This window comes from Bradyrhizobium sp. WYCCWR 12699 (genome assembly GCF_032144035.1).
In the GTDB taxonomy this organism is placed as follows: Bacteria; Pseudomonadota; Alphaproteobacteria; order Rhizobiales; family Xanthobacteraceae; genus Bradyrhizobium.
Genome location: NZ_JAVTJN010000030.1, coordinates 723,285 through 749,689 on the forward strand (window position 1 = coordinate 723,285; position 26,405 = coordinate 749,689).

28 protein-coding genes are annotated in these 26,405 nt (G+C 65.8%); 16 read left to right on the forward strand and 12 right to left on the reverse strand.

Annotated elements, in window-relative coordinates; genetic code table 11:
- Window position 1: 1 nt before the first annotated feature.
- Window positions 2–448 (forward strand): nickel-responsive transcriptional regulator NikR, encoded by a 447-nt coding sequence (gene nikR / locus RPS27_RS14135; RefSeq protein ID WP_212064852.1) that lies wholly within the window; start codon window positions 2–4, stop codon window positions 446–448.
- A 128-nt stretch (window positions 449–576) separates the two neighbouring features.
- A complete protein-coding gene (locus tag RPS27_RS14140) occupies window positions 577–1,317 on the forward strand; it encodes a sulfate transporter family protein (RefSeq protein ID WP_313754074.1) in 741 nt (246 codons plus the stop codon).
- Between the two features lie 10 nt (window positions 1,318–1,327).
- Here the strand turns inward: RPS27_RS14140 and nth are convergent, their stop codons facing one another.
- The gene (nth, locus tag RPS27_RS14145; protein ID WP_212064850.1) at window positions 1,328–2,092 is read right to left on the reverse strand and encodes an endonuclease III; all 765 of its coding nucleotides are present in this window, start codon (window positions 2,090–2,092) and stop codon (window positions 1,328–1,330) included.
- Between the two features lie 22 nt (window positions 2,093–2,114).
- Here nth and RPS27_RS14150 point away from each other — a divergent pair, with 22 nt between their 5' ends.
- A complete protein-coding gene (locus RPS27_RS14150; protein WP_211415239.1) occupies window positions 2,115–2,645 on the forward strand; it encodes a DUF2244 domain-containing protein in 531 nt (176 codons plus the stop codon).
- Between the two features lie 54 nt (window positions 2,646–2,699).
- The gene (locus tag RPS27_RS14155; protein WP_211415238.1) at window positions 2,700–3,596 is read left to right on the forward strand and encodes a bifunctional helix-turn-helix domain-containing protein/methylated-DNA--[protein]-cysteine S-methyltransferase; all 897 of its coding nucleotides are present in this window, start codon (window positions 2,700–2,702) and stop codon (window positions 3,594–3,596) included.
- Between the two features lie 130 nt (window positions 3,597–3,726).
- On the opposite strand, the gene RPS27_RS14160 is transcribed toward RPS27_RS14155, so the two are convergent.
- The 8 genes from RPS27_RS14160 to dnaK form a co-directional block, all read right to left on the reverse strand.
- Window positions 3,727–4,350, reverse strand: a complete 624-nt coding sequence (locus RPS27_RS14160) for a 2,3-bisphosphoglycerate-dependent phosphoglycerate mutase (protein ID WP_194405228.1) — start codon at window positions 4,348–4,350, stop codon at window positions 3,727–3,729.
- Between the two features lie 27 nt (window positions 4,351–4,377).
- Window positions 4,378–5,193 (reverse strand): 4-hydroxy-tetrahydrodipicolinate reductase, encoded by an 816-nt coding sequence (gene dapB / locus RPS27_RS14165; protein WP_313754075.1) that lies wholly within the window; start codon window positions 5,191–5,193, stop codon window positions 4,378–4,380.
- 118 nt (window positions 5,194–5,311) lie between these two features.
- Entirely contained in the window at window positions 5,312–5,623 is a 312-nt protein-coding gene (locus RPS27_RS14170; protein ID WP_194405230.1) for a DUF1330 domain-containing protein, read from the reverse strand.
- A 23-nt stretch (window positions 5,624–5,646) separates the two neighbouring features.
- The gene (gene pyrF / locus RPS27_RS14175; RefSeq protein WP_212064849.1) at window positions 5,647–6,357 is read right to left on the reverse strand and encodes an orotidine-5'-phosphate decarboxylase; all 711 of its coding nucleotides are present in this window, start codon (window positions 6,355–6,357) and stop codon (window positions 5,647–5,649) included.
- 6 nt (window positions 6,358–6,363) lie between these two features.
- On the reverse strand, window positions 6,364–6,942 hold the full coding sequence (locus RPS27_RS14180; RefSeq protein ID WP_194405232.1) for an NADPH-dependent FMN reductase: 579 nt from the start codon (window positions 6,940–6,942) through the stop codon (window positions 6,364–6,366).
- A gap of 57 nt (window positions 6,943–6,999) precedes the next feature.
- On the reverse strand, window positions 7,000–7,599 hold the full coding sequence (locus tag RPS27_RS14185) for a class I SAM-dependent methyltransferase (protein ID WP_027534962.1): 600 nt from the start codon (window positions 7,597–7,599) through the stop codon (window positions 7,000–7,002).
- A gap of 88 nt (window positions 7,600–7,687) precedes the next feature.
- Window positions 7,688–8,815: a molecular chaperone DnaJ gene (dnaJ, locus tag RPS27_RS14190; RefSeq protein WP_211415232.1), complete on the reverse strand. Its 1,128-nt coding sequence runs from the start codon at window positions 8,813–8,815 to the stop codon at window positions 7,688–7,690.
- A 245-nt stretch (window positions 8,816–9,060) separates the two neighbouring features.
- The gene (gene dnaK, locus RPS27_RS14195; protein ID WP_092251376.1) at window positions 9,061–10,962 is read right to left on the reverse strand and encodes a molecular chaperone DnaK; all 1,902 of its coding nucleotides are present in this window, start codon (window positions 10,960–10,962) and stop codon (window positions 9,061–9,063) included.
- Between the two features lie 395 nt (window positions 10,963–11,357).
- On the opposite strand from dnaK, the gene RPS27_RS14200 reads away from it, so the two are divergent.
- Together RPS27_RS14200 and pncA are read left to right on the forward strand one after the other, a co-directional pair.
- Entirely contained in the window at window positions 11,358–12,299 is a 942-nt protein-coding gene (locus RPS27_RS14200; protein WP_212064848.1) for a hypothetical protein, read from the forward strand.
- Window positions 12,300–12,474: 175 nt separating this feature from the next.
- Entirely contained in the window at window positions 12,475–13,197 is a 723-nt protein-coding gene (gene pncA / locus RPS27_RS14205) for a bifunctional nicotinamidase/pyrazinamidase (protein WP_211415230.1), read from the forward strand.
- A gap of 120 nt (window positions 13,198–13,317) precedes the next feature.
- On the opposite strand, the gene grpE is transcribed toward pncA, so the two are convergent.
- Both grpE and hrcA read right to left on the reverse strand, forming a co-directional pair.
- Window positions 13,318–13,935: a nucleotide exchange factor GrpE gene (gene grpE / locus RPS27_RS14210; RefSeq protein WP_313754076.1), complete on the reverse strand. Its 618-nt coding sequence runs from the start codon at window positions 13,933–13,935 to the stop codon at window positions 13,318–13,320.
- Window positions 13,936–14,030: 95 nt separating this feature from the next.
- Window positions 14,031–15,119 (reverse strand): heat-inducible transcriptional repressor HrcA, encoded by a 1,089-nt coding sequence (gene hrcA / locus RPS27_RS14215; RefSeq protein ID WP_063198796.1) that lies wholly within the window; start codon window positions 15,117–15,119, stop codon window positions 14,031–14,033.
- A 205-nt stretch (window positions 15,120–15,324) separates the two neighbouring features.
- Between hrcA and rph the strand changes: the two genes are divergently transcribed.
- The 3 genes from rph to hemW are packed head-to-tail and all read left to right on the forward strand — an operon-like array spanning window position 15,325 to window position 17,825.
- Window positions 15,325–16,038 (forward strand): ribonuclease PH, encoded by a 714-nt coding sequence (rph, locus tag RPS27_RS14220; protein ID WP_211415229.1) that lies wholly within the window; start codon window positions 15,325–15,327, stop codon window positions 16,036–16,038.
- Window positions 16,039–16,048: 10 nt separating this feature from the next.
- Complete coding sequence (gene rdgB, locus RPS27_RS14225; protein ID WP_211415228.1) at window positions 16,049–16,684, forward strand: RdgB/HAM1 family non-canonical purine NTP pyrophosphatase; 636 nt, start codon at window positions 16,049–16,051, stop codon at window positions 16,682–16,684.
- Entirely contained in the window at window positions 16,671–17,825 is a 1,155-nt protein-coding gene (gene hemW / locus RPS27_RS14230) for a radical SAM family heme chaperone HemW (protein WP_212064847.1), read from the forward strand. Before rdgB ends, hemW begins: the two co-directional genes overlap by 14 nt.
- A 4-nt stretch (window positions 17,826–17,829) precedes the next feature.
- On the opposite strand, the gene RPS27_RS14235 is transcribed toward hemW, so the two are convergent.
- Window positions 17,830–19,062, reverse strand: coding sequence for a penicillin-binding protein activator (locus tag RPS27_RS14235; protein WP_211415226.1), 1,233 nt, complete (start codon window positions 19,060–19,062; stop codon window positions 17,830–17,832).
- Between the two features lie 340 nt (window positions 19,063–19,402).
- Between RPS27_RS14235 and rsmI the strand changes: the two genes are divergently transcribed.
- The 7 genes from rsmI to RPS27_RS14270 all read left to right on the forward strand — a co-directional run bounded on the left by rsmI (window position 19,403) and on the right by RPS27_RS14270 (window position 26,392).
- A complete protein-coding gene (gene rsmI / locus RPS27_RS14240) occupies window positions 19,403–20,353 on the forward strand; it encodes a 16S rRNA (cytidine(1402)-2'-O)-methyltransferase (protein ID WP_212064845.1) in 951 nt (316 codons plus the stop codon).
- Window positions 20,340–20,741, forward strand: a complete 402-nt coding sequence (locus RPS27_RS14245; RefSeq protein ID WP_313754077.1) for a YraN family protein — start codon at window positions 20,340–20,342, stop codon at window positions 20,739–20,741. Before rsmI ends, RPS27_RS14245 begins: the two co-directional genes overlap by 14 nt.
- A 10-nt stretch (window positions 20,742–20,751) precedes the next feature.
- Window positions 20,752–21,696: a glutathione synthase gene (gene gshB / locus RPS27_RS14250; RefSeq protein ID WP_194405243.1), complete on the forward strand. Its 945-nt coding sequence runs from the start codon at window positions 20,752–20,754 to the stop codon at window positions 21,694–21,696.
- Window positions 21,697–21,978: 282 nt separating this feature from the next.
- Complete coding sequence (cpaB, locus tag RPS27_RS14255; protein WP_211415222.1) at window positions 21,979–22,791, forward strand: Flp pilus assembly protein CpaB; 813 nt, start codon at window positions 21,979–21,981, stop codon at window positions 22,789–22,791.
- A 10-nt stretch (window positions 22,792–22,801) separates the two neighbouring features.
- Complete coding sequence (locus RPS27_RS14260; protein WP_211416562.1) at window positions 22,802–24,319, forward strand: type II and III secretion system protein family protein; 1,518 nt, start codon at window positions 22,802–22,804, stop codon at window positions 24,317–24,319.
- 52 nt (window positions 24,320–24,371) lie between these two features.
- Window positions 24,372–25,106 (forward strand): CpaD family pilus assembly protein, encoded by a 735-nt coding sequence (locus tag RPS27_RS14265; protein ID WP_212064844.1) that lies wholly within the window; start codon window positions 24,372–24,374, stop codon window positions 25,104–25,106.
- Complete coding sequence (locus tag RPS27_RS14270; protein WP_313754078.1) at window positions 25,103–26,392, forward strand: CpaE family protein; 1,290 nt, start codon at window positions 25,103–25,105, stop codon at window positions 26,390–26,392. Before RPS27_RS14265 ends, RPS27_RS14270 begins: the two co-directional genes overlap by 4 nt.
- Window positions 26,393–26,405 lie beyond the last annotated feature (13 nt).

Below are 26,405 nucleotides of genomic sequence, written 5' to 3' on the forward strand. Positions count from 1 at the left end.
GATGCAGCGAATTACGATCACGATCGAGGACGATCTGCTGGCGGAGATCGACGCGGCGGCGGAGGCGCGCGGCTACCAGAATCGCTCCGAGATCATCCGCGACCTCGCCCGCGCCGGCCTGCAGCAGAGCACCGAGGACACCGCGCAAACAGGCCAATGCGTCGCCGGCCTCGTCTATGTCTACGACCACGCCGCCCGCGATCTGTCGAAACGCCTGGTGCAGGAATTCCACGGCCATCACGACCTCGCGCTGGCGACCCTGCATGTCCATCTCGACGACAACAATTGCATGGAGATGACGGCGCTGAAGGGCGCTGCCGACGAGGTCAAGCATTTCGCCGACCACATCATCGCCGAACGCGGCGTGCGCTATGGCCGCGTCGTGATGATTCCGACCGGGGAGCGGAAGGCTGCGAAGGCGCGGAAGCACGGGCACCGGCATGAATAGGCCGGAACGAGTGTGCGGGCAGTGCAAACCCTCTCCCACAAGGGGGAGAAGGGAAGACAGCCGCTCTCCCTTGCCGAAGCCGCAATCGGTGTCTACCTCTCGCGGGTGATTTCGTGAAAGGGTCTCCCATGCTGGATGCCGCCGTGAAGGCGCTGTCGCAAATGATGTCGCCGCCGATGCGCTCGATCCTGTGGCGGTCGATCGGGCTCGCGCTGGTGCTGATCATTGTGCTGGCGATCGGCCTGCAGCGGCTGCTCAGCTGGTTTGCGACCTCCGGCGAGGTCTGGCTGGAAGGCCTGCTCGGGCCGGGCTGGCATACGTCACTCGACGTCCTGTCCTGGATCGTCTCGATCGCGGCGGGCCTCGGCGTCGTGTTCGGCGGCATCTTCCTGATGCCCGCGATCACCTCGCTGGTGGCGAGCCTGTTCGTCGACGACGTCGCCGATGTCGTGGAGCGCGAGCATTATCCGGCCGAGCAGCCGGGCCTCGCGCTACCCTTCAACCAGGCGATCTTCGAAGGCATCAAGACCGCGCTGCTGACGATCTTGGTCTACCTGATCGCGCTGCCGCTGGTGCTGTTCGCCGGCGCCGGCTTTCTGATCTTCTTCCTCGCCGCGGCCTGGCTGCTCGGCCGCGAATATTTCGAGCTCGCGGCGATGCGCTTCCGCTCGCCGGAGGAAGCCAAGGCGATGCGGCGCGACAATGCCGCGACCATCCTCACCGCCGGCCTGTTCATCGCCGCCTTCGTCTCGATCCCGATCGTCAATCTGGCGACGCCGATCTTCGGCATGGCCTTCATGGTCCACATGCACAAGCGGCTGTCAGGCCCGCGGCCGGAGCTGATCGAACCGGCGCGGCAGATGCGCTAACGGCGCCGTCTCACACCGTCTTCTCCGGCCACCGGCACAGATCGTTGATCAGGCAGACCTCGCAGCGCGGCTTGCGCGCGAGGCAGGTATAGCGGCCGTGCAGGATCAGCCAATGATGGGCATGCAGCATGAACTCGGCCGGGATGACCTTCTGGAGACCGAGCTCGACCTCCAGCGGCGTCTTGCCGGGCGCCAGCGCCGTGCGGTTGCCGACGCGGAAGACATGCGTGTCGACCGCCATGGTGTGCTCGCCGAAGGCCATGTTGAGCACGACGTTGGCGGTCTTGCGGCCGGCGCCGGGCAGCGACTCGATCTCGGCGCGGGTGCGCGGCACTTCGCCGCCGAACTCGCTGAGCAGCTTTGCCGACAGCGCGATCACGTTTTTCGCCTTGGTGCGGTAGAGGCCGATGGTCTTGATGTAGTCGCGCAGGCGCTCCTCGCCGAGATCGAGCATCTTCTGCGGAGTGTCGGCGATTTCGAACAGAGCGCGCGTCGCCTTGTTGACGCCGGCATCGGTCGCCTGCGCCGACAGCACCACGGCGACCAGCAGCGTGAACGGATTGACGTGCTCGAGCTCGCCCTTCGGTTCCGGGTTGGCCTTGCGGAAACGGCTGAAGACCTCGCGGACCTCGGCGGGCGTCCAGGGTCTGATCGCTTTGAGTGATTTTTTCGCTGGAGCCGTTTTCTCGGCGGGCTTGGGCTTCGCGACAGCGGCCTTTGCCTTTTTCGGCGCGGCGGCCTTGCGCGGGACCGGCTTGCGGGTGATTTTCGCCATGATCGGGATATACTGACGGACGATGAGCACAGGCAACGAAATTGAGCGCAGCGATCCTGATCCGCGCGACGTGCAGATCTTTTCCGCGCTGCTGACGCCGCACCGCTCGCTGAACCGCACCGGCTTCCTCGCCGTGATGCTGTTCGTGAGCGCGGTCAGCTTCGTCACCGGCCTCGTCTTCCTGATGATGGGCGCCTGGCCGGTGTTCGGTTTCTTCGGCCTCGACGTGCTCGTGATCTGGTGGGCCTTCAAGGCCAATTTCCGCGCCGCGCGGGCCAGCGAGGAGATCGTGATCACGCCCTCGGAGCTGCGCGTGCGCCGCGTCAGTCACCGCGGCCAGGTTGCCGAATGGACGTTCAACCCGCTCTGGGTCCGGCTCGACCAGGAGATCGACGAGGAATACGGCATCGAGCACCTTTATCTGATCTCTCGCGGCAGCCGGCTGCGCATTGCAGGCTTTCTCGGACCGGAGGAAAAGGCGAGTTTTTACAATGCCTTGGTCGGCGCTCTGAATGCTGCCCGACGCGGCCCGACCTACAATCCGGTGACCTGAACGCAGTCAGAAATCGGGTGGTTTCCGACCCGTCCCTCTCCTACATTTCCGGCCATGATGACACTCGCCATACATGACCAGCGCCTGACCAAGCCGGGCCCCCAGCACGCCGCGTTGCGCGACTATGATTCGGTGCGCCGGGCGATCGCCTTCATCTCGGAGAACTGGCGCGCGCAGCCCACCATCGAGGCGATGGCCGATGCGGCCGGCGTCACGCCGGATGAGCTGCACCATCTGTTCCGCCGCTGGGCCTCGATCACGCCAAAGGCCTTCATGCAGGCGCTGACGCTCGACCACGCCAAGGGCCTGCTGCGGGACTCCGCGAGCATTCTCGACGCCGCGCTCGATTCCGGCCTGTCGGGCCCCGGCCGGCTGCACGATCTCTTCGTCACGCACGAAGCCATGTCGCCGGGCGAGTGGAAGAACGGCGGCGCCGGCCTCACCCTGCGCTACGGCTTCCACCCCTCGCCGTTCGGCACGGCGATCGTGATCGCCACCGATCGCGGCCTGTCGGGCCTTGCCTTCGCCGACCACGGCGACGAGAAGATCGCGCTCGCCGACATGACGCGGCGCTGGCCAAATGCCACCTATGTCGAAGACCACGAAGGCACGGCGCCGCTCGCGGCGCGCATCTTCGACACCAGGCTGTGGCGGCCGGACCAGCCGCTGCGCGTGGTGATGATCGGCACCGATTTCGAGGTGCGGGTGTGGGAGACGCTCTTGAAGATCCCGATGGGCCGCGCGGTGTCGTATTCGGACATCGCGTGCAACATCAACAGCCCGAAGGCCTCGCGCGCCGTCGGTGCTGCGGTCGGCAAGAACCCGGTTTCGTTCGTCGTGCCCTGCCACCGCGCGCTCGGCAAGAGCGGCACGCTCACCGGCTATCATTGGGGCATCACGCGGAAACAGGCGATGCTGGGCTGGGAAGCCGGGCAGCTCGGGATGCAGTAGCGGAATTCATAGGGTGGGTTAGCCGTAGGCGTAACCCACCTCTTATGCTTCCGCGGCGGCAGAGATGGTCGGTTACGCCAGCGAATGCGCTTCGCGCAGCCACTGTCTAACCCACCCTACGGGACTGTTCTCAACCCGCCAGATCCAGCTTCGACGCCACGGTCGAATCCGCGTTGAGGCGATAGATGATCGGCACGCCGGTCGCGAGCTCGCGCTTCAAGATGCCTTCGGGCGACAGCTTCTCCAGCACCATGATCAGCGCGCGCAGCGAATTGCCGTGGGCGGCGACCAAAGTGCGCTTGCCGTTGAGCACGCCGGGCAGGATCTCCTGCACGTAATAGGGCAGCGCGCGCGCGAGCGTGTCCTTCAGGCTTTCGCCGCCGGGCGGCGGCACGTCGTAGGAGCGGCGCCAGATCAGCACCTGATCCTCACCCCATTTCTTGCGGGCGTCGTCCTTGTTGAGGCCGGAGAGATCGCCGTAGTCGCGCTCGTTCAGCGCGAGGTTCTTCGAAGTCGGCAAGCCCTTCTGGCCGAGCTCGCCGAGGATGATATCGAGCGTGTGTTGTGCGCGCGTCAGCACCGAGGTGAAGGCCACGTCGAACACGAGACCCTGTGCCTTCAGCTTGCGGCCGGCTTCGGTGGCTTCCTTCACGCCGAGCTCGGTGAGGTCAGGATCCTTCCAGCCGGTGAACAGGTTCTTGAGATTCCATTCGCTCTGGCCGTGGCGCACGAGCACGAGAAGACGTTCGCTCATTGACTGCTTTCCGTTGCTGATTGTCGACTAGATATCGGCAAGGCCGAGCACGTCGGCCATGGAGTAAAGCCCCGGCGCCTTGCCATGCGCCCACAGCGCCGCCTTCAGCGCGCCGTGGGCGAACAGCATGCGGTCCTCGGCCTGATGCGTCAGCGTCAGTCGCTCGAACGGACCGAGGAAGGTCACGCTGTGGTCGCCGGCGACGGTGCCGCCGCGCAACGAGGCGAAGCCGATATTGCCAGGCCTGCGCGCGCCGGTGATACCGTCGCGGCCCCGCTCGGAATGCTCATCGAGCGTGACGCCGCGGCCACTGGCGGCAGCCTGGCCCAGCATCAGCGCCGTGCCGGAGGGTGCATCGACTTTCATACGATGATGGGTCTCGACGATCTCGATGTCGAAACCCTGGTCGAGCGCCTTGGCGACGCGCTTGACCACGGCGGCGAGCAAATTGACGCCCAGGCTCATATTGCCCGACTGCACCACGACGGCGCGGTTGGTGACGCTCTTGATCACGGCGTTGTCGGAGCCCGACAGGCCGGTGGTGCCGACGACATGGACGATGCCGCGCTCGGCGGCGATCGCGACATTGGCGATGGTGGCGGCAGGGACGGTAAAATCGAGGATACCGTCGGCCTCCTTCGACATTGCCCAGAGATCGGCCGAGAGCTTGATGCCGTTGGCGGGCAGTCCTGCGAGCACCCCGGCATCCTTGCCGAGCAGCTCCGAGCCCGGGGCCTCCAGCGCGCCGGCCAGCACCGCGCCTTTGCTCTCGGCAATCGCCCGCACCAGCGCGCGGCCCATCCGGCCGCCGGCTCCAGCAACAATCAAGCGCATGTCGGACATGGTGTGATCCTCTTCGCCGCCGTTGTAGCGGGGGGAGGCAGTTCCGGCAACCGAGGGGCTTGGGAGGCACGCGCTCGCTTACCCTCCCCTGGAGGGGGAGGGTAAGTGAGATCGCGCCTCAGCCGTCCTGCGGCTGCGGGCCGTCATAGCCCTCGATGATGATGAGATCGGCGACCGAGTGCGGCTGGCGCACCTTGATGTTGGCCTGGTATTCCGGCGAATTGTAGCAGGCGATCGCGGTTTCGTAGTCCGGGAATTCGATCACGACGTTGCGGGTGCGGCTGGCGCCTTCGACGGTGGTGAACTTGCCGCCGCGGACGACGAAGCGACCGCCCCATTTCTTGAAGATCGGACCGTTGGCGACGGCGTAGGGCTTGTAGCCCTCGTCACTGCTCACGTCGACGCGCCCGATCCAGTAGCCCTTTGCCATTGTTCTTCTCCCTGTGTTGTTGATCAGCCCAGCGCCTGCGCGATCTCGGCCTGAATGGCGTCTGCGACGGCCCTGGGATCAGCGGCTTCCACGACCGGACGCCCGACGACGAGATAATCGGCGCCGGCGGCGATCGCGCGGCCCGGCGTCATGATGCGCTTCTGGTCGCCGGTCGACGAGCCGGCGGGCCGGATGCCCGGTGTGACGAGGCACATCTGGTGGCCGACGATCTTGCGGAGCGCTGCAGCTTCCTCCGGCGAGGACACCAGCCCGTCGACGCCAAGCACCTGCGCCTGCTGCGCGCGCGCCTCGACCAGCTCGGACACGCCGAGCCGGAAACCTGCCGCATGCAGATCGTCGTCGTTATAGGAGGTCAGCACCGTGACCGCGAGGATCTTCAGGCTCGAATTGCCGCGGCCTTCGACCGCGCCCTTCATGGTCTGCGGATAGGCGTGCACGGTCAGGAAGGTGGCGCCGAGCCTGGTGATGCTCTCGACGCCTTGCGTCACGGTGTTGCCGATGTCGTGCAGTTTGAGATCGAGAAAGACCTTCTTGCCCTTGTCGGCGAGCTTGCCGACCAGCGGCAATCCGCCGGCATAAGCGAGGCGATAGCCGATCTTGTAGAAGGTGACGCTGTCGCCGAGACGGTTGATCGTCGCCTCCGCGGCATCGACGCTGGGCAGATCGAGCGCGACGATCAGGCGGTCTTTTGGAGCGATCTCGGCTGGCGTCATGTCACCTCACATCATGCGTTGGGAAATGTCGATCAATTGCGCGACGAGCTCCTTCAACGCGGCGATGTCGCCCTCGTTCTTGAGCCTGTCCATATCGTCATAGGCCTGGTCGGCAAAGCCGAGCGTGAGCTGACTGGCAATCACATTGGCGTGGCAGGAGGTCAGGATCAGCCGCAGCGCCTGCAGTGCGCGCGCCGCACCGAGCCGGCTTTGTGACGCCCCGGCAAGCGCGAAGGCGCGGTTACGAAACACGTCGCCGCGCGCCTCATTCAGCTCGTGCACGCGGCTGACCCAGTCGATCGCGTTCTTGAGCAGCGGCGGCACCGAGGCGTTGTATTCGGGCGTGACGAACAGCACGCCATGATGCGCGCCGATCATGCGCTTGAGATTGATCGCGTGCTTGGGCACACCGGATTTGGCCTGGAGATCGCCGTCATAGATCGGCAGCGGAAAATCGGCGAGCGAGATGCGGGTGACGTCGACGCCGGCCCGGGCAAATTCATAGGCGATGACCGCCGCCAGCTTCGCATTGTGCGAGCCGGTGCGCAGCGAGCCGGGAATGACCAGGATTTTCGGTGCAGACATCCACTTCCATACGTTCGGCGAAACGAGCCCGCCGCGCATAGAAGGAAGCCGGCGGAATTAGTCCTTGCGATACACCCAGACGCGGGCCGGCGGAAGGTTCATCCAGATCCGTTCCGAAGCCTCTGTGGACACGCCGGGCAGCGATTTCGGGATCGGCGGCACCACCGCATAGGTGAACTGGACGAAGGGCGCGCCGGGCGCCAGCGCCGTGAAGGCATCGCGGATCAGCCGCAGCCGCGTCAGCATCGGCTTTGTCACGAGCGGCAGGCCGGAGACGACCGCGCTGGCCGGCGCGCTCAGCACGTTCCAGAGCGTGTCGCGCAGGCGATAGGCATCGCCCTGCACCACCTTGGCCTGCGGATAGCGGTCGCGCAGCAGCGCGCAGAAGCCGGGATTATATTCGACGAGAACGAGACGCTTCTGGTCGACGCCGCGCTCGACCAGCGCGGAGGTGATGGCACCGGTGCCGGGCCCGAGCTCGACCACGGGCGCGTCCGAATCGACATCGACGTAATGGGCCATGGTCCGGGCCAACAGCTTGCCCGACGGCATCACCGCACCCATGTGCAGCGGCTTTTCGATCCACGATCTGAGAAAGCGCACCTCGTCGTCGAGACGAGGCTTCTTCAACGCACGCGCGGACGATGGCAATGGCATGTCTGGACCGGACGGGACCGCAGGACCGCGGCGTGTCAGAAAATGGTCATAAAGACGTATAGGCCGAAGGCGGTACGGTCAAGCCGAGTCAACTCGCCCGATTACCGAAGAAATCCTTGACCTTGGCGAAGAAACCCTCGGATTCCGGCTGGGTGTTGCCGCTTGACAGCTTTTCGAACTCGGCCAGCAATTCCTGCTGTTTCTTGGTGAGGTTCTGCGGGGTCTCGACCACGACCTGAACATACATGTCGCCCATCTGGCGCGACCGCAGCACCGGCATGCCTTTTGATGCAATGCGGAATCGGCGGTTGGACTGGGTCCCGGCCGGCACCTTCACCTTGGCCTTGCTGTTCTCGATGGTCGGCACCTCGAATTCGCCGCCGAGGGCGGCCGTCACCATCGAGATCGGCACACGGCAATGCAGATCGGCGCCGTCGCGCTGGAAGAACTGGTGCTGGGCCAGCGACAGGAAGATGTAGAGGTCGCCGGGCGGACCGCCGCGGACCCCCGCCTCGCCTTCGCCGGCGAGCCTGATCCTGGTGCCGTCCTCGACACCGGGGGGAATGTTGACCGACAGATTGCGCTCGCGGGTGACTCGGCCCTGGCCCGAGCAGGACGGGCAGGCATCCTCGATCATCTGGCCGCGGCCCTGGCAGCCCGGACAGGTCCGCTCCAGCGTGAAGAAGCCCTGCGACTGCCGCACGCGGCCGGCGCCGCCGCAGGTCGAACAGGTCTTCGGCTTGGTTCCGGCCTTGGCGCCGATGCCCGAGCAGGCCTCGCAGGTGACCGAGACCGGAATCTCGATCTGCGCGGTCTTGCCGCCAAAGGCTTCCTCGAGCGTGATTTCCATGTTGTAGCGCAGGTCGGCGCCGCGCTCGCGGCCACCGCGGCCGCGCTGCCCGGCCATGCCGAACAAATCTTCGAAAATATCAGAGAAGGATGACGCGAAGCCCGCACCGAACCCGGCGCCGCCACCGCCCTGCTCGAAAGCGGCATGACCGTAGCGGTCATAGGCGGCGCGCTTGTCCTTGTCTTTCAGGACCTCGTAGGCCTCGTTGATTTCCTTGAACTTGACTTCGCTGGTGTCGTCCCCGGGATTACGGTCGGGGTGGAACTTCATCGCCAGCTTGCGGAACGACGATTTCAGCTTGCCTTCGTCGGCGTCACGTTCGACTTCGAGAGTCTCGTAGTAGCAGCGCTTGGTGGACGTGGACATGATGAGCTCGGTCTATCCAATCGCGAATCAAGTCGGAGCGAAACGATGCCGCTGCGCGACGACATAAGCGCCCTTCCGCCTCGCGACGGAAGCCGGCACGGCAACGTTCAGCATAACAGCTGGGAATTGATCGATCGTTGCGGGTATCGGTCCCGCTGAGCCCGACACCGTGGCCTCCCCCGCGAGGGAGGAGGCCTTTGGTGCGTGTGGGGTCCAAGCCGTCCGCATCATCACCCTCTTGGGGCTTAAGCGGACTTCTTGTTGTTCTTGTCGTCGTCGACCTCGGTGAATTCCGCGTCGACGACGTCGTCCTTGGCCGCGTCCTTCTTGGCGTCGGCCTCGGCCTGCTGCTTGTACATGGCCTCGCCGAGCTTCATCGAAGCCTGCGCCAGCGTCTGGGTCTTGGCCTTGATCGCCTCGGCATCGTCGCCCTTCAGCGCTTCCTTGAGGTCGCCGACGGCGTCCTCAATCGCGCGGCGCTCGGTCTCGCCGACCTTCGAGCCGTGCTCGGCCAAAGCCTTCTCGGTCGAATGCACCAGACCATCCGCCTCGTTCTTGGCAGTGACGGCCTCGCGGCGCTTCTTGTCCGCCTCGGCATTGGCCTCGGCGTCCTTGACCATCTTCTCGATGTCGGCTTCCGACAGGCCGCCGGAGGCCTGGATGCGGATCTGCTGCTCCTTGCCGGTGGCCTTGTCCTTGGCCGACACGTTGACGATGCCGTTGGCGTCGATGTCGAAGGTCACCTCGATCTGCGGCATGCCGCGCGGAGCCGGCGGAATGCCCATCAGATCGAACTGACCGAGCATCTTGTTGTCGGCCGCCATTTCACGTTCGCCCTGGAAGACGCGGATGGTGACCGCGTTCTGGTTGTCCTCGGCGGTCGAGAACACCTGGCTCTTCTTGGTCGGGATCGTGGTGTTGCGGTCGATGATGCGGGTGAACACGCCACCCAGCGTCTCGATGCCCAGGGACAGCGGGGTCACGTCGAGCAGCAGCACGTCCTTGACGTCGCCCTGAAGCACGCCGGCCTGGATCGCAGCGCCGATCGCCACGACTTCGTCCGGGTTGACGCCCTTGTGCGGCTCCTTGCCGAACAGCTGCTTGACGACTTCCTGGACCTTCGGCATGCGCGACATGCCGCCGACCAGAACGACTTCGCCGATCTCACCGGCAGTGACGCCGGCATCCTTCAGCGCCTTGCGGCAGGGCTCGACCGTCTTCTGGACGAGGTCGTCGACCAGCGCCTCGAACTTGGCGCGGGTGAGCTTCATCGTCAGATGCTTCGGACCGGTCTGGTCTGCGGTGATGAACGGCAGGTTGATCTCGGTCTGCGTCGTCGAGGACAGCTCGATCTTGGCCTTTTCAGCGGCTTCCTTCAGGCGCTGCAACGCGAGCTTGTCGTTGCGCAGGTTGATGCCCTGCTCCTTCTGGAATTCGTCGGCGAGATAGCCGACCAGGCGCATGTCGAAGTCTTCGCCGCCGAGGAAGGTGTCGCCGTTGGTCGACTTCACCTCGAACACGCCGTCGCCGATCTCGAGGATCGAGATATCGAACGTGCCGCCGCCGAGATCGTACACCGCGATCGTGCCGGTCTTGGTCTTGTCGAGACCGTAGGCGAGCGCGGCCGCAGTCGGCTCGTTGATGATGCGCAGCACTTCGAGGCCCGCGATCTTGCCGGCGTCCTTGGTCGCCTGACGCTGGGCGTCGTTGAAGTAGGCGGGAACGGTGATGACGGCCTGATCGACCTTCTGGCCGAGATGGGCTTCCGCGGTCTCCTTCATCTTCTGCAAGATGAACGCCGAGACCTGTGAGGGCGAGTAGGTCTGGCCGTCGGCCTCGACCCAGGCATCGCCGTTGGACGCCTTCACGATCTTGTAGGGGACGAGCTTCTTGTCCTTCTCGACCATCGGGTCGTCGTAGCGGCGGCCGATGAGGCGCTTCACTGCGAAGAAGGTGCGCTCGGGATTGGTGACGGCCTGGCGCTTGGCCGGCTGGCCGACGAGGCGCTCACCGTCGTCCGTGACGGCGACGATCGAAGGCGTCGTGCGCATGCCTTCGGAATTCTCGATGACTTTGGCGTTTTTGCCATCCATCACGGCGACGCACGAATTCGTGGTGCCGAGGTCGATCCCAATGACCTTTCCCATGGTCCTGATATCCTTCTTTTTGCGGCAGGTTGGCTGGGCCCAGAAGGCACCCGAACCGAAACCCCCTAAGATCAAACATTCGCGATATTGCGATGGTTGAGGCTCATATAGGAGGGGGGGAGGGGCCCGCAAGGACCGAACGCAAGTTTGAGCCGTGAAAACATTGGGTTTTGGAAGATCATATCCGGGCTCCACCGCCCTTGCGGGTGAGGAATTATTAACAGGTTCAGGCATCAGCAAGCCCCCGCTACCGCGAGCCCCGCCCGCCCTGTTGCCTCGGGCCCAAACCCGGTAAAAGGCGGGCCGGCCGGGCAGCCGCCACAGCTGCTCCGCGCGACAAAGCGGCCCGGTGGCCGACCATCGAACGGCCTCAATGTGAACCAATCAGAGTGCCCATGAAGCTGATCCGCCCCCTCGCCGCGCTCGCCCTTCTCGCCGCCTCCGCGCTTCCGGCCCTCGCCGCCGACGCCGTGTTTCCGCCCGGCCTGCGCCTCGGCATGGTGCCGCTGGTCGGCCTCAACACCGCAAAGACCTTTCCAGGCTTCGAGAGCGAGGATGGCAGCGTCAAGGTGCTGATCACCGAGCTGCCGCCGGCTGCCTATGGCGAGGTCGTGAGCGCCTTCAATTCCAATCCGGCTGGAACGAACGGCGTCAAGCAGGACAAGGTCGAGACCCCCGCGGGTCTGGCCTATTTCACCACCGAAAGCGGCAAGGCCGGCGACACCCCGGTGAAGCGCTATTCGATGATCGTGCCGGGCGCCGGCTTCTCCGGCTATGTCGCGGTGCAGGTCCCCGAGAACGCGACCAAGATCTACACCGACGAGGCAGTGCGCCAGATGTTCGCGAGCGCCACCACGCGCAAGCAGGTCTCGGCCGAAGAGCAGATCGCGCTGATGCCGTTCAAGATCACCGATCTCGCGGACTTCAAGGACATCCGCACGCTGGCGCCGGGCAGCAGCATCATCCTGGCCGACGGCGACGAGAGCACCGGCTATGAATCAAAGCCGTTCATGATCCTCGGCGTGATCGGCGCCACCCCGCAAGCCACTGACGATCGCGCCCGCTTCGCCCAGGAGGCCGCGCTCCAGATCCCCGGCGTGCGCGAATCCCGTGTCACGATGTCGGAGCCGATCCGCATCAACGGCCAGCAGGGCTTCGAGACCCGGATCGACGGCGTCAGCGGCAAGGACAAGACGCCGGTGACCGTGGTGCAGTGGATCCGCTTCTCGAGCGGCGGCGCTTCGCTGCGCATCATCGCCAGCGCTCCCCGCGACCAGTGGCAAGCAGCTTTCACCCGCTTCCGCGCCGTGCGCGACGGGATCCAGCCGAAGGGCTGAAGCGCGAAGGCCGCGCAAAACACTCGCTGTCATCCCCCGCATTCGCAGGGTCGACAGCGAGGTTCGGACTGGCAGCCCACCCCCTCACCAACACCGGCTGCATTTTCGGGCTTCTGTTCGCTGCCGCGCAGAACTAGGCTTCGCTCCGTTGGATCATCCTGAGGGGAGGCGAACAATGCTGGATCGACGACAAGTTTTGGCAATGCTTGGAACGACGGCGCTGGCGACTCTCGCGCCGACCGCACTGCTTGCAGCGGCATCGATCAAGCCGGACGATGGCTCCGCGCTGCTCGTGATCGACGTACAGAACTGCTTCCTGCCGGGCGGCAGCCTCGCCGTGAAGGAGGGCGAGCAGGTGGTGCCCGTCATCAACAAGATCTCGAAGGCGTTTGCGAACGTGGTGATGACGCAGGACTGGCACACGCCGGGCCACGTCTCGTTTGCCTCAGTCCACTCCGGCAAGAAGCCGTTCGAGACCGTCGACCTTCCCTACGGCAAGCAGGTGCTGTGGCCCGATCATTGCGTGCAGGGCACCGACGGCGCGGCGCTGTCCAAGGATCTCGCGATCCCGCACGCCGAGCTCATCATCCGCAAGGGCTTTCACAAGGACGTCGACAGCTATTCCGCCTTCCTCGAAGCCGACGGCAAGACCTCGACCGGCCTCGCCGGATATTTGAAGGGGCGCAAGATCAAACGCGTCTTCGTCGCTGGCCTGGCGACGGATTTCTGCGTGGCCTGGACGGCGCTCGACGCGCGCAAGGCGGGCTTCGAAGTCTATGTGGTGGAAGATGCCTGCCGCGGCATCGACACGCAGGGCTCGCTCGCGAAGGCCTGGGCCGACATGGCCAAGGCCGGCGTGAAGCGGATTCAGTCTGCGGATATCGCGATGGGAGCGTAGGCGTTTCGCGTCGTCATTCCGGGGCGGCTCGAAGAGCCGAACCCGGAATCTCGAGATCCTCCGGTGCGCAGTGCGCACCGGAGTTCTATGCTGCGCATCGCCCCGGAATGACAACCCAACTCAGTTCGGCGCGCCGCTCGATTCGTTGTTGTTCGCGGCGGGCGCGGGCTTCGCACCGCCCTTGGCGACGCCGACCAAGGCCGGACGCAGCACGCGATCGCCGATGGTGTAGCCGGCCTGCATGATCTGGACCACGGTGCCCGAAGGCACCGATGGATCGGGCACTTCATACATCGCCTGGTGGAAATTCGGATCGAACTTCAGGCCCTGCGGATCGAGCTTCTTCACGCCGTGCTTTTCCAGCGCGTTGAGCAGCGACCGCTCGGTGAGCTCAACGCCCTCGATCAGCGAGATCAGGCCGGGATCGGCGGCGGCGCGAGCCTCGGGTGGAACGGCATCGAGCGCGCGCTGGAGATTGTCGGCGATGTCGAGCACATCGCGGGCAAAGCCGGTAATGCCGTAGAGGCGGGCGTCGGCGACTTCCTTGGTGGTGCGCTTGCGCAAATTCTCCATCTCGGCCAGCGTCCGCAGCGTGCGATCGCGCGCCTCGGCGACTTCCTTCTGCAAGCTCTCGACCGAGCCTGGCTCGGGATCGTCGGGCATGATGTAGGGCTTCGACACCACGGGCTCGCCAGTCGGCGCGGCCGCGTCTTCGGGTTGCCGGTCTCGATCGGTCATCGGCTCTTATCTCGAACTCGTTTCCAGGGATTGTTGGCCCGGATATCGTGCTTTGAGCCGCGAAAATCAAGCGGCCGTGATCGGATCGAACCCGATCAGCCCCCCAATAGGCGGCTGACGATGCGAGCGGCGTAGTCCACGGTCGGGATCACGCGGGCATAATTCAGCCGCGTCGGCCCGATCACGCCCAGGACACCGACGATGTGGCCGGCGGCATCCCGATAGGGCGAGATGATGGTGGAAGACCCCGACAGCGAAAACAGCTTGTTCTCGCTGCCGATGAAGATGCGCACGCCCTCGGCCGTCTCGGCCCGGCCGAGCAGATCGATCACGCCGCGCTTGGTCTCGAGGTCGTCGAACAGCAGGCGGACCCGCTCCAGATCCTCCAGCGCGTGCAAATCCTCCAGCAGATTGGCGTGGCCGCGCACGATGAGCTGGCGGTCCTCGTTCTCACCGCCGGACCAGCTGGCGATCCCGGCGGAAATCACCTTCTGTGCCAGCTGATCGAGCTCGGCGCGGGCCTCGCCCAACGCCGTCTCGAGCTCGAGCCGCGCTTCCGCCAGGGTCCGGCCGCGGATTCGCGCATTGAGGAAATTGCCGGCTTCGGTGATCGCCGAGGAGGGAACTCCGGGGGGCAGCGTCAGCACCCGGTTCTCGACCTGGCCGTCCTCACCGACGAGGATGACCAGCGCTTTCTCCGGTTCCAGACGGACGAATTCGATGTGCTTCAGCCGCGCATTGGATTTTGGCGTCAGCACCACCGCGGCGGCCCGGGTCAAGCCCGACAGCCGCGTCAGCGCCTGGTCCAGCGCGGCCTCGACCGAATGCGCCTGACCGACGGACGTGAGCTGGCTCTGGATCGACTGCCGCTCGGCCTCGTTGAGGTCGCCGACCTGCATCAGGGCGTCGACGAAGAAGCGCAGGCCGAGTTCCGTCGGCAGCCGGCCGGCGGAGGTGTGCGGCGCATAGATCAAGCCGAGCTGTTCCAGGTCGGCCATGACGTTGCGGACCGAGGCCGGCGACAGCGGCATCGCGATCAGGCGCGAGATATTGCGCGAGCCGACGGGCTCACCGGTCGCGAGATAACTTTCGACAATTTGACGAAAAATGTCACGGGAACGCTCGTTGAGCTGGGCAAGGCCTGCGCGCGGCGCGATCAGATGGATCGGATCGTGATGGGCCACAGACTGTAACTCCTCTCAGATACTCATAATTTGTCTATCCCCGAGGCGTCTGACAAGCGTGGCGTTTGCGGACCCGGAATCAGGGCAGGAATCGAGAGAGGAATCGAGGGAGAAATCGGGGGATGAATAAGCCCTTGCCGCCCACCCTCACCCCCCCTACAAGCACCGCCAACAGCCTTATCCCGTGAGTTTTGGAGGATTTCCCATGCGGCCAAGCCGCCGTGCGCCCGACGAATTGCGCCCCGTGACGCTGGAGCGCGGCGTGGTCAAATATGCGGAAGGCTCGTGCCTGGTGAAGTTCGGCGACACCCATGTGCTCGTCACCGCCACGCTGGAAGACCGCCTGCCGCCGTGGCTGAAGGGCCAGGGCCGCGGCTGGGTCACCGCCGAATACGGCATGCTGCCGCGCGCAACCTCCGAACGCACCCGCCGCGAGGCCGCCGCCGGCAAGCAGAGCGGCCGTACCGTCGAGATCCAGCGCCTGATCGGCCGCTCGCTCCGCACCATCGTCGACCTCGAAGCACTCGGCGAGCGCCAGATCACGGTCGATTGCGACGTGCTGCAGGCCGACGGCGGCACGCGCACCGCCTCGATCACCGGCGCCTGGGTCGCACTGGCCGATTGCATCAACTGGATGAAGGCGCGCAACATGATCAAGGCCAATGTCATGCGCGACAACGTCGCCGCGATCTCCTGCGGTATCTATAACGGCACGCCGGTGCTCGATCTCGACTATGCCGAGGATTCGGAAGCCCAGACCGACGCCAATTTCGTCATGACCGGCGATGGCCGCATCATCGAGGTGCAGGGCACCGCGGAACGCGAACCGTTCACGCAGGACGAGTTCCTGAAGCTGATGGCCCTGGCGCAGAAAGGCATCGCGCGTCTGGTGGACTTGCAGAAACTGGCCGTGGCGTAGTCAATAAGCCATGCACCGCCGAATCACCGGAAAGCTGGTCATCGCCACCCACAATCCCGGCAAGCTTGCCGAGATGCGGGAGCTGCTCGCGCCCCACGGCGTCGAGGCGGTGTCGGCCGGTGAGCTCGGCCTCGCCGAGCCGGAGGAGACCGGCAACGATTTCCGCAGCAATGCCGCGATCAAGGCGATCGCGGCGGCGCAGGCGACCAGGCTTCCCGCTTTCGCCGACGATTCCGGCATCGTGGTCGACGCGCTCGACGGTGCGCCCGGCATCTACAGCGCGCGCTGGGCCGGTCCGTCCAAGGACTTCAACGCGGCGATGGCGCAGATCGAGCGCCTGCTGCAGGAGCGCGGCGCCACCACACCGGACAAGCGCAAGGCACATTTCGTCTCGGCACTCTGCGTGGCCTGGCCGGACGAGCATCTCGAAGAGGTCGAGGCGCGCGTCGACGGCACGCTGGTCTGGCCGCCGCGGGGCACCGCCGGCTTCGGCTACGATCCGATGTTCTTGCCCGACGGCCACGACCGCACCTTCGGCGAGATGGAGAGCATCGAGAAGCACGGCCTGCCGCCGCTCGGACTCGGCCTGTCGCACCGTGCCCGCGCCTTCGTGAAACTGGCGGAGATCTGCCTTGAGCCGCGCTAAAGAAGCTTTCGGCGTCTACGTGCACTGGCCGTTCTGCCTGTCGAAATGTCCTTATTGCGACTTCAACAGTCATGTCCGTCACGCCCCGATCGACGAAGCGCGCTTCGCTTCCGCCTTCGCGCGCGAAATCGCAGCGACCGCCGAGCGCGCGCCCGGCCGCGAGGTCACCTCGATCTTCCTTGGCGGCGGCACACCGTCGCTGATGCAGCCCGCGACCGTCGGCGCGGTGCTCGACGCGATCGGCCAGCACTGGAGCGTGGCAGGCGACGTCGAAGTCACGCTCGAAGCCAATCCCACCAGCGTCGAAGCGACGCGCTTTGCCGGCTATCGCACGGCCGGCGTGAACCGTGTTTCGCTCGGCGTGCAGGCGCTCGACGATGCCTCGCTCAAGGCGCTGGGCCGGCTGCACAGCGCGCGCGAGGCGCTCGATGCCGTCGCCATCGCGCGACGCTCGTTTGACCGTTACTCATTCGACCTGATCTATGCCCGCCCCGATCAGACGCCGGCGATGTGGGCCGACGAGCTCAGGCTCGCCATCGATGAAGCGGCCGAGCATCTGTCGCTCTATCAATTGACGATCGAGGAAGGCACGCCGTTCTTCGGCCTGCACCAGGCCGGCAAATTGAAGACGCCGGATGAAGCGGTCGCGCGCGCGCTCTACGACGTCACGCAGGAAACCTGCGACAAGCTCGGCCTGCCCGCCTACGAGATTTCAAATCACGCGCGGCGCGGCGCCGAGTGCCGGCACAATCTCGTGTATTGGCGCGGCGAGGAATATGCCGGCATCGGCCCCGGCGCGCACGGCCGCCTCGACATCGACGGTGTCAGGCATGCGACCGCCACCGAGAAGCGTCCCGAAGCCTGGCTGATGCGGGTCGAGACCAACGGCCATGGCGTCGTCACCGACGATCTCCTCAACAGCGAGGAGCGCGCCGACGAATTTTTGCTGATGGGATTGCGGCTTGCCGAAGGCATCGATCCCGAGCGCTACAGAACACTTTCCGGCCGCCAGCTCGATCCCAAACGCATCGCGCTGCTGCGCGAGGAAGGCGCGATCATTGTGGATCCGACGGGACGGCTGCGCGTGACCAGCAGCGGATTTCCGGTGCTCGATGCGGTGGTCGCGGATTTGGCGGCGTAGCGAGCTACGCCCCAAAGCTCTTCGGCGAACCCGCGACAGCAACGCCGCCGCCTTGCGTCACCTTCATCACCGCGAGCCCGCGCTCATTGGTGCCGTCGGCGCGGAACCGAAACAGGCCGTCGATGCCGGCGAAACCGGAGGGGTTGGTGAGCACGTCGGGCGAGAAGCGCGTGGTGCCCTGCGTGCGCGCGAGCGCGGCGACGAGGGCGACGGCGTCATAGGCCAGCGTCGCGGTGCGGATCGGCTCGGCGCCGTATTTGGTGCGGTAGCGGCCCGAAAAGGCGCGAAAACCGGCCGGATCGGGCGCGGCGTAGAGGCCGCCTTGCAGGCTCGCATTGGCATAGACCCGCGGATTGTCCCACAGGCCGGTGCCGAGCAGCTGGATGTTGCGCAGGTTCGCGCCCGCGGCGGTCATCGCATCGGCGACCGTCACCACGGCATCGCCGTCATCGGCGATGAACAACGCGTCCGCACTGCCGAGCTGCTGCGCCACGGTGCGCGCCGGCGTGGCGCGATCGGCGCCGTATTTCTCGAAGGCGACGATGCGCCCGCCGCGGCGCGGCACCGCCGCCTTCACCGCGGCCTCGACGACATTGCCATAGGCGTTGTCGGGCACCAGCACGGCGACGGAGCGCTTTCCGATGCCGGCGGAATATTCAACGATGCGGTTGACGTCGGATTCCGGCAGGAAGGAGAGCAGATAGACGCCGCGGCCGGCGATGCTGGAATCGGTCGAGAACGCGATCACCGAGATGCCGCGCGTGCGCGCGACCTGCGCCACCGCCGGCACCGACTGCGCAAACAGCGGTCCGAGGATGATCTCGGCGCCCTCGTCGACGGCCTGCTGCGCACTCGCCTGTGCGCCTTGCGGGCTGCCATTGTCGTCCTTGATCAGGAGCTGGATGTTCGGGTTCTGGAACTCGGCCAGCGCCATCTCGGCGGCGTTGCGCATGGATTGCGCGGCTAGGCCCGCATTGCCGGCCGCCGACAGCGGCAGGATCACGGCGACCTTCACGCCGCCGGTGCCGGCGGTGGTCGCCTGCTGCGGGGGACCTGCCGGCTGGGCGGGCGGCGCCGAGCTCGAGAACGGGTTGGAGAACTGGCTGAGGCTCTGCTGCACGCCGGCGCAGGCCGACAGCAGGGGCGCGCCAAGCAACAGGCCGAGCGCGCTCCGGCGGGTCGCCCCTGACATCGGGGGCCCCTGGACGGGAGACTTCAAATCGCGCGGGCCCACCATGGCAGCTTCTCTTCTGACCAGCGATCGCCAGCCGGTCACAACACTCGTCCCGCGACTAAGGCCGCGGATTCAGGCATATTGTCGGCAAATAGTTAACTAAAACAAAAGGATAATGATCGCTTAACGCGGCCGCACCCCAAAGTCCTGGCTAGCTGTCCACCGTCCGTCATCCAGCATCAAGGCGGCGTTTTCGCCGTGAATATGACGCTGATGCTTCATTCCCTTCGAATGTGATGCTTGTCGGATCACATTCCAGTCCTTCCTCACCCCTCACCTCGGCACGATCTTTTTCCAGGAGCTGGTTCCAAGCCCTGCGGATCGTGCCTAAGTTGACTTCATTATGCGCGCAAAGCCGGCCCCGATAAATACGCCTGAAGCCCAAGACGCCGCCTCGCGCGGCTTCTCCATTGACGCCCATCGGCTCCCGGCGCCGAAGGCCGCACCGGGCCTCCATCTGGTCGCAACCCCGATCGGCAATCTCGGCGACATCACGCTGCGGGCGCTGCAGACGCTGGCCGGCGTCGATGTCATCGCCTGCGAGGACACCCGCATCACCCGGCGCCTCACCGAGCGCTACGCCATCACCGCGCAGCTCAAGCAATATCACGAGCACAACGCCGAGGCCGCCCGTCCCAAAATCCTGGAGGCGCTTGCGGCCGGCGGCTCGGTCGCGCTGGTCTCGGACGCCGGCACGCCACTGATTTCGGATCCCGGCTTCAAGCTGGTGCGCGAGGTCTGCGCCGCGGGCCACGCCGTCTATGCGCTGCCCGGGCCGTCCTCGGTGCTGGCGGCGCTGTCGGTTGCGGCGCTGCCGACCGACCGGTTCTTCTTCGAGGGTTTTCTGCCGGCGAAATCCGCCGCGCGCCGCGCGCGCCTGACCGAGCTCGCCCGCATCGACGCGACGCTGGTGATGTTCGACTCCGGCAACCGCGTGCAGGACACGCTCGCCGAGCTCGCCGAGATCATGGGCACGCGCGAGGCCGCGATCTGCCGCGAGCTGACCAAGCTGCATGAGGAGATCTCGCGGGGAAAGCTGACCGAGCTGGCCCGCGATGCCGACGGGCTGGAGACGCGCGGCGAATTCGTGCTGGTGATCGCGCCGCCGGCTGATGACGCCGAGGTGCTGACACCGGATGCGCTGGACGAGCTCCTGCGCGAGCAGCTGGCCGCGCACAGCGTCAAGGACGCGGTGGCGCATGCGGTCGCGCTCTCGGGCCGGCCGCGCCGCGAGGTTTATGCCCGCGCGCTCGAGCTCGCAAAAGATTTGCGGGGCGGCGATGGCGAAGGCTGAAGTCCCCAGGGAACCGAAGGTCGCCTCGCCCGAGCGCGTCGCCGCGTTCCGCACCGGCATCTCCGCGGAGAGCCGCGCCGCCGCCTATCTCATGGCCAAGGGCTACCGCATCCTCGCCAAGCGCTACCGCACGCCGCATGGTGAGATCGACATCGTCGCGCGCCGCCGCAATTTGATCGCCTTCGTCGAGGTCAAGGCTCGCGCCAGCCTCGACGATGCCGCCTTCGCCGTGACGCCGCGCCAGCAGCAGCGCATCATCGACGCCGCGCAAGGCTGGCTCGTGGCGCATCCCGAGCATGCCGAATTCGAATTGCGATTCGACGCCATGCTGATTGCACCGCGCTCACTTCCGCGCCATGTGTTGGCAGCATTCGACGCCTCGACCTGAAAGGCAGACCATGAAACTGAACGTCGCCGTCCAGATGGACCCCATCGCCCGCATCAACATCAAGGGCGATTCCACCTTCGCGCTGCTCCTGGAGGCGCAGAAGCGCGGCCATGGCCTGTCCTATTACACGCCGGACAAGCTCTCGATGGTCGGCGAGGAGATCGTCGCTCCCGTTCAGCTCCTGACCGTGCGCGACGAGCCCGGCGATCATTTCACCCTCGGCGAGCCCCGGCGCGAAGCGCTCAACGGTTTCGACGTGGTACTGCTGCGCCAGGATCCGCCGTTCGACCTCGCCTACATCACCTCCACGCACATGCTCGAGCGCATCCATCCGAAGACGCTTGTCGTCAACGATCCCGCCTCGGTGCGCAACGCGCCGGAAAAGCTGTTCGTGATGAACTTCCCGCAGCTGATGCCGCCGACGCTGATCTCGCGCGACTTAGATGAGATCAACGCGTTTCGCGACAAGCATGGTGCCGTCGTGATGAAGCCGCTGCACGGCCATGGCGGCGCGGCGGTGTTCCGCGTGATGCCGCAGGACATGAATTTCGGCTCGCTGTTCGACATGTTCTCGGTGACGTTCAGGGAGCCGTGGGTGATCCAGCAGTTCATCCCCGAGGTGAAGCACGGCGACAAGCGCATCATCCTGGTCAATGGTGAATTCGCGGGCGCGGTGAACCGCGTGCCGGCCGCCGATGACCTCCGCTCCAACATGGTGCGCGGCGGCGCGGCGCAGGAGACCGAGCTCACCCCGCGCGAACGCGAGATCTGCGCCACGGTCGGCCCGGCCTTGCGCGAGCGCGGCCTGTTGTTCGTCGGCATCGACGTCATCAATGGCAACCTCACCGAGATCAACGTGACTTCGCCGACGGGTATCCGCGCGATTGCACGGCTCGGCGGCCCGGATGTCGCGGCGAAGATCTGGGACGTGATCGAAGAGAAGCGGAAGAAGTGATTCTTACTGGAGAGCCCGCACTCTCTCTCCACGCCGTCCCCTCACTAACCACCCGTTCACCATGACGCGCTCGGGCTCGTGCGAACGCACGAGCGCGCTTACGTGAATCTACGGGGCCGCCGGCCGACCGGCTAACGGGACGTTCACCATCTGCCGAAAGACCCCGGCGTGACCGGCGGGCGCGTTCGGCCTCGCAAGACCCCTTATACTTTTACTCCCTACTCATCGACACGGGGGGGCCCGCCAGGTGCGGTTCGAGTGCCCCGCGTATGAGTAAAGCGTATGAACACCGCACGCATTGTCGTTCTCGTCATCGCGTTGGCTGCAGGCGGCGTCGCTGCCTATCTGGCGAGCGGCTATCAGAATGCCCCAGCGCCCGTTGTGGCCGTCGCCGAGAAACTGCCGACGGTCGAAGTCCTCATCGCCAAGAACGACATCCAGCTCGGCCAGGCGCTCAAGCCCGACGATCTGCAATGGCAGACCTGGCCGGCGGCGACCGCGAGCAGCGCCTTCATCCGCCGTGACAGCAGGCCCGAGGCCGCGAGCCAGATCGCCGGCTCGATCGCGCGCGTCCCGCTGATGCAGGGCGAGCCGATCCGCGAGCAGAAGCTGGTCAAGGCCGAAGGCTCCGGCTTCATGGCCGCGATCCTGCCCTCCGGCATGCGCGCCGTTTCAACCGAGATTTCAGCCGAAACCGGCGCCGGCGGCTTCATCCTGCCGAACGACCGCGTCGACATCGTGCTGACCCGCCGCCTGAAGAATCCCGATACCAACGGCCCGACCGGCGGCAACGACCTCATCCTATCCGAGGTCATCCTGACCAATATCCGCGTGCTCGCGATCGACCAGGCGCCGAAGGAGAAGGACGGTCAGAACGCCGTGGTCGGCAAGACCGTCACGCTCGAGCTCAAGCCCGACCAGGTCGCCACGCTGTCGGCCGCGCGCCAGGGCGGCACGCTGCAGCTTGCGCTGCGGAGCATCGTCGATGCCAACGCGACGGAAGTCACGGTCGAGGACCAGGGAGCCAAGCGCTCCGGAGGCGTCAACGTCATCCGCTACGGCGTGCAGACGCGGCAACTGACGTCACAGAAGTGATGGGGACATAATGAAGTACGGGGACAATCGGACGGGCGCGCGCATTCGGGGGAAGCGCGCACGCTCGTTCTGGACTGGGGCGATGCTGATGCTGGGGCTGCTCGCAGCCTCCGACTGCGTCAGGGCAGCGGACGCGCCGGTCGGCGACCAGGCACCGATGCAGGCGCCGGATCTCGGCGTGTCGCCGGTCGCGACGATGGCGTCGGCGCGGACGCGTTTTCTCTCGCTCGGTATCGGCAAATCCGTCGTCATCGACCTGCCCCGCGAGGTCAAGGACGTGCTGGTGGCCGATCCCAAGATCGCCAACGCGGTCATCCGCTCGGCTCAGCGCGCCTATATCATCGGCGGTCAGGTCGGCCAGACCAACGTCGTGTTCTTCGCCGCCGACGGCCAGCAGGTCGCCTCCTACGACATCGCGGTGAAGCGCGATCTCAACGGCATGCGCGCGGCCCTGCGCCAGTCGCTGCCGGGCGTGCAGATCGAAGGTGTCGGCGACAGCGTGATGCTGACCGGTTCGGTGTCGAGCCCGGTCGAGGCGCAGCAGGCCGGCGACGTCGCCGCAAAGCTGGTCGGCGGATCGGACAAGGTCGTCAACAACATCGTCGTGCGCGGCCGCGACCAGGTGATGCTCAAGGTCGTCGTCGGCGAAGTGCGCCGCGACATCGTCAAGCAGCTCGGCGTCGATCTCAGCGCCAGCCTGAACGCCGGCACCGCGGTGGTGAACTTCAACAATTCCAACCCGTTCTCGGTCTCGGGCGGCCCGATCGTCGGCAGCAACGGGCTCGGCGTCGCCGGGCTCGCCAAGGGCATCGCCACCGTCAGCGCCACCATGCGCGCGATGGAAAGTGCCGGTGTCATGCGCACGCTGGCCGAACCGAGCCTGACGGCGATCTCGGGCGAATCCGCCACTTTCGTTGCCGGCGGCGAATTCCCGATTCCCGGAGGCTATGCCTGCGATCCGGTCACTCACGTCTGCACCACCCAGGTCACCTACAAGAAGTTCGGCATCTCGCTGAACTTCACCCCGGTCGTGCTCAGCGAAGGCCGTATCAGCCTGCGCGTGATGACCGAGGTCTCGGAGCTGTCGAACACCAACTCGATCACCTTGACCCAGGCGGTGTCCTCGACCTCGAGCAATTCGATCACCATTCCCTCGATCCAGACCCGCCGCGCCGAAACCACCCTGGAAATTCCCTCGGGCGGCTCGATGGCGATGGCCGGCCTGATCCAGCAGCAGACCAAGCAGGCAATCAACGGACTGCCTGGCGTCGACCAGGTACCGATCATCGGCGCGCTGTTCCGCAGCCAGGACTTCGTCAACAACGAGACCGAGCTGATGGTGATCGTGACGCCCTATGTGGTGCGCGCCGTCGCCCAGAAGGAATTGTCACGGCCCGACGACGGCTTTGCGCCTGCCTCGGACGCACAAAGGGCGCTGCTCGGCCGGGTCAATCGCCTCTACGGCGTCGCGGGCCCTGTCGATCCGGTCGCCGGCACGCCCGGAGATTTCGGGTTCATCATCGACTGAGACGAACGGTCTGGGGATCGGGGCAAGGAACGGGGCAAGAGGGGACCAGGCGATGACGACAACATCAGCCGATCGACGTCGCGGCTTTGGGATCGCGCTGGCACTGACGGGCCTGTCCGTCATGCTCGGTGCCTGCAACACCACCGGCGACATCGTCACCCAGACGGTCCCGACCGATTACCGCCAGCGTCACCCGATCGCGGTGCAGGAGGGCAAGAAGTCGATCGTGATCTTCGTCGGCAAGGCGCGGGGCGGCCTCTCTGCTGCGCAGCATTCGGATGTCGCGGGCGTTGCGCGGGACTGGGTGCGGGAAGGCACCGGCTCCGTCGTCGTCGACGTTCCCGTCGACAGCGCGAATTCGCGCGCGGCGGCCGCGACCTATCAGGAGATCCGCTCTGTGCTCGCATCCGGCGGCGTGCCGTCGCGTGCCATCGTGCAGCATCCTTATCGCCCTGAAGATCCCGGGCTGCTGCCCACGATTCGCCTGAGCTATTCCAGGATGGCCGCGGTGGCCGGCCCCTGCGGGCTGTGGCCGGAAGACGTCGGGCCCAACATCCTCGACCCCGGCTACAACGAGAACCGGCCCTTTTTCAATCTCGGCTGCGCCAGCCAGCGCAACCTCGCGGCAATGATCGACAACCCCGCCGATCTCGAGCAGCCACGATCCGAGACGCCAGCCTATACCGCGCGGCGCGACATCGCGTTCGAGCGCTATCGCAAGGGCACTGCGATCTCGACTCCCAATCCCGACGCCGACAAGGCAAAGCTGAGCGACACAGGCAAATGACGGGCATCCACGACGAAGAAGCGGACGATTCGCTACATCCCGAGGAACACATCGCGCCGGTTCCTCGCATCTCGGTGCAGGCCTTTTGCGAGACCGAGCAGACGCTCAAAGCGGTGACCGCGGCCGGTCAGGACCGCCGGCTTGCCAAGGCGCATCTCACCGCCAAGGACGGCGGCCTTGCCGCGGCGATCGAAGTCTATGAGTCGATGCCGACGCCGAACGTGATCGTGATCGAATCCGACGGCACGCGCGACATTCTCGAGGGATTGGACGACCTCGCCGGCGTCTGCGACCCCGGCACCCGCGTGGTGGTGATCGGCAATCCCAACGACACGGCGCCCTATCGCGAGCTGGTGCGCCGCGGCGTCAACGACTATGTGGTCGGACCGGTCGAGACCCTCGACGTCGTCCGCTCGATCTGCAGCCTGTTCTCGGCCTCCGAGACCATCATCACCGGCCGTGTCATCGCTGTGGTCGGCGCCAAGGGGGGCGTCGGCGCGTCCACCGTCGCGCATAACGTGGCCTGGACCATCGCCCGTGATTTGTCGCTCGATTCGGTCGTGATCGACCTCGATCTCGCCTTTGGCACCGCGGGCCTCGATTACAACCAGGATCCGGTACAGGGCATCGCCAATGCGGTGCTATCGCAGGACCGGCCGGATACGGCGCTGATGGAGCGCCTGCTCGCCAAATGCACCGAGCGCCTCAGCCTGCTCGCCGCGCCGGCGACCCTCGACCGCGTCTACGATTTCGGCGCCGAAGCCTTCGACGCCGTGTTCGACACGCTGCGCATGACCACACCCTGCATCGTGCTCGACGTCCCCCATCAATGGTCCGGCTGGACGCGGCGCGCGCTGGTGAACGCCGACGACATCGTCATCGTCGCCGAGCCCGATCTTGCGAACCTGCGCAACACCAAGAACATGCTGAGCGTGTTGAAAGCGGCGCGACCGAACGACCGGCCGCCGCTCTACTGCCTCAACCAGGTCGGCATGCACAAGCGCGCGGAGATCGACGTCAAGGCCTTCGCCAAGACCATGGAGAGCCAGCCGATCGCGGTGATCCCGTTCGATTCGAAGCTGTTCTCGACCGCGGCAAACAACGGCCAGATGATCGCGGAAGTCTCCAAGAACCACCGCACTACCGAGCTGTTTCAGAACATGGCGAACCGCCTCGCCGGCCGCGGCGAGGTGAGGAAGCCGAAGCGCTCGTTGCTCGAGCCGCTGCTGAAGAAGCTGAAGGGCCGGTCGGGCCGCCCATCGGCCCCGCATCGCAAGGCCTCGTAGGCAAGAAGGCCGG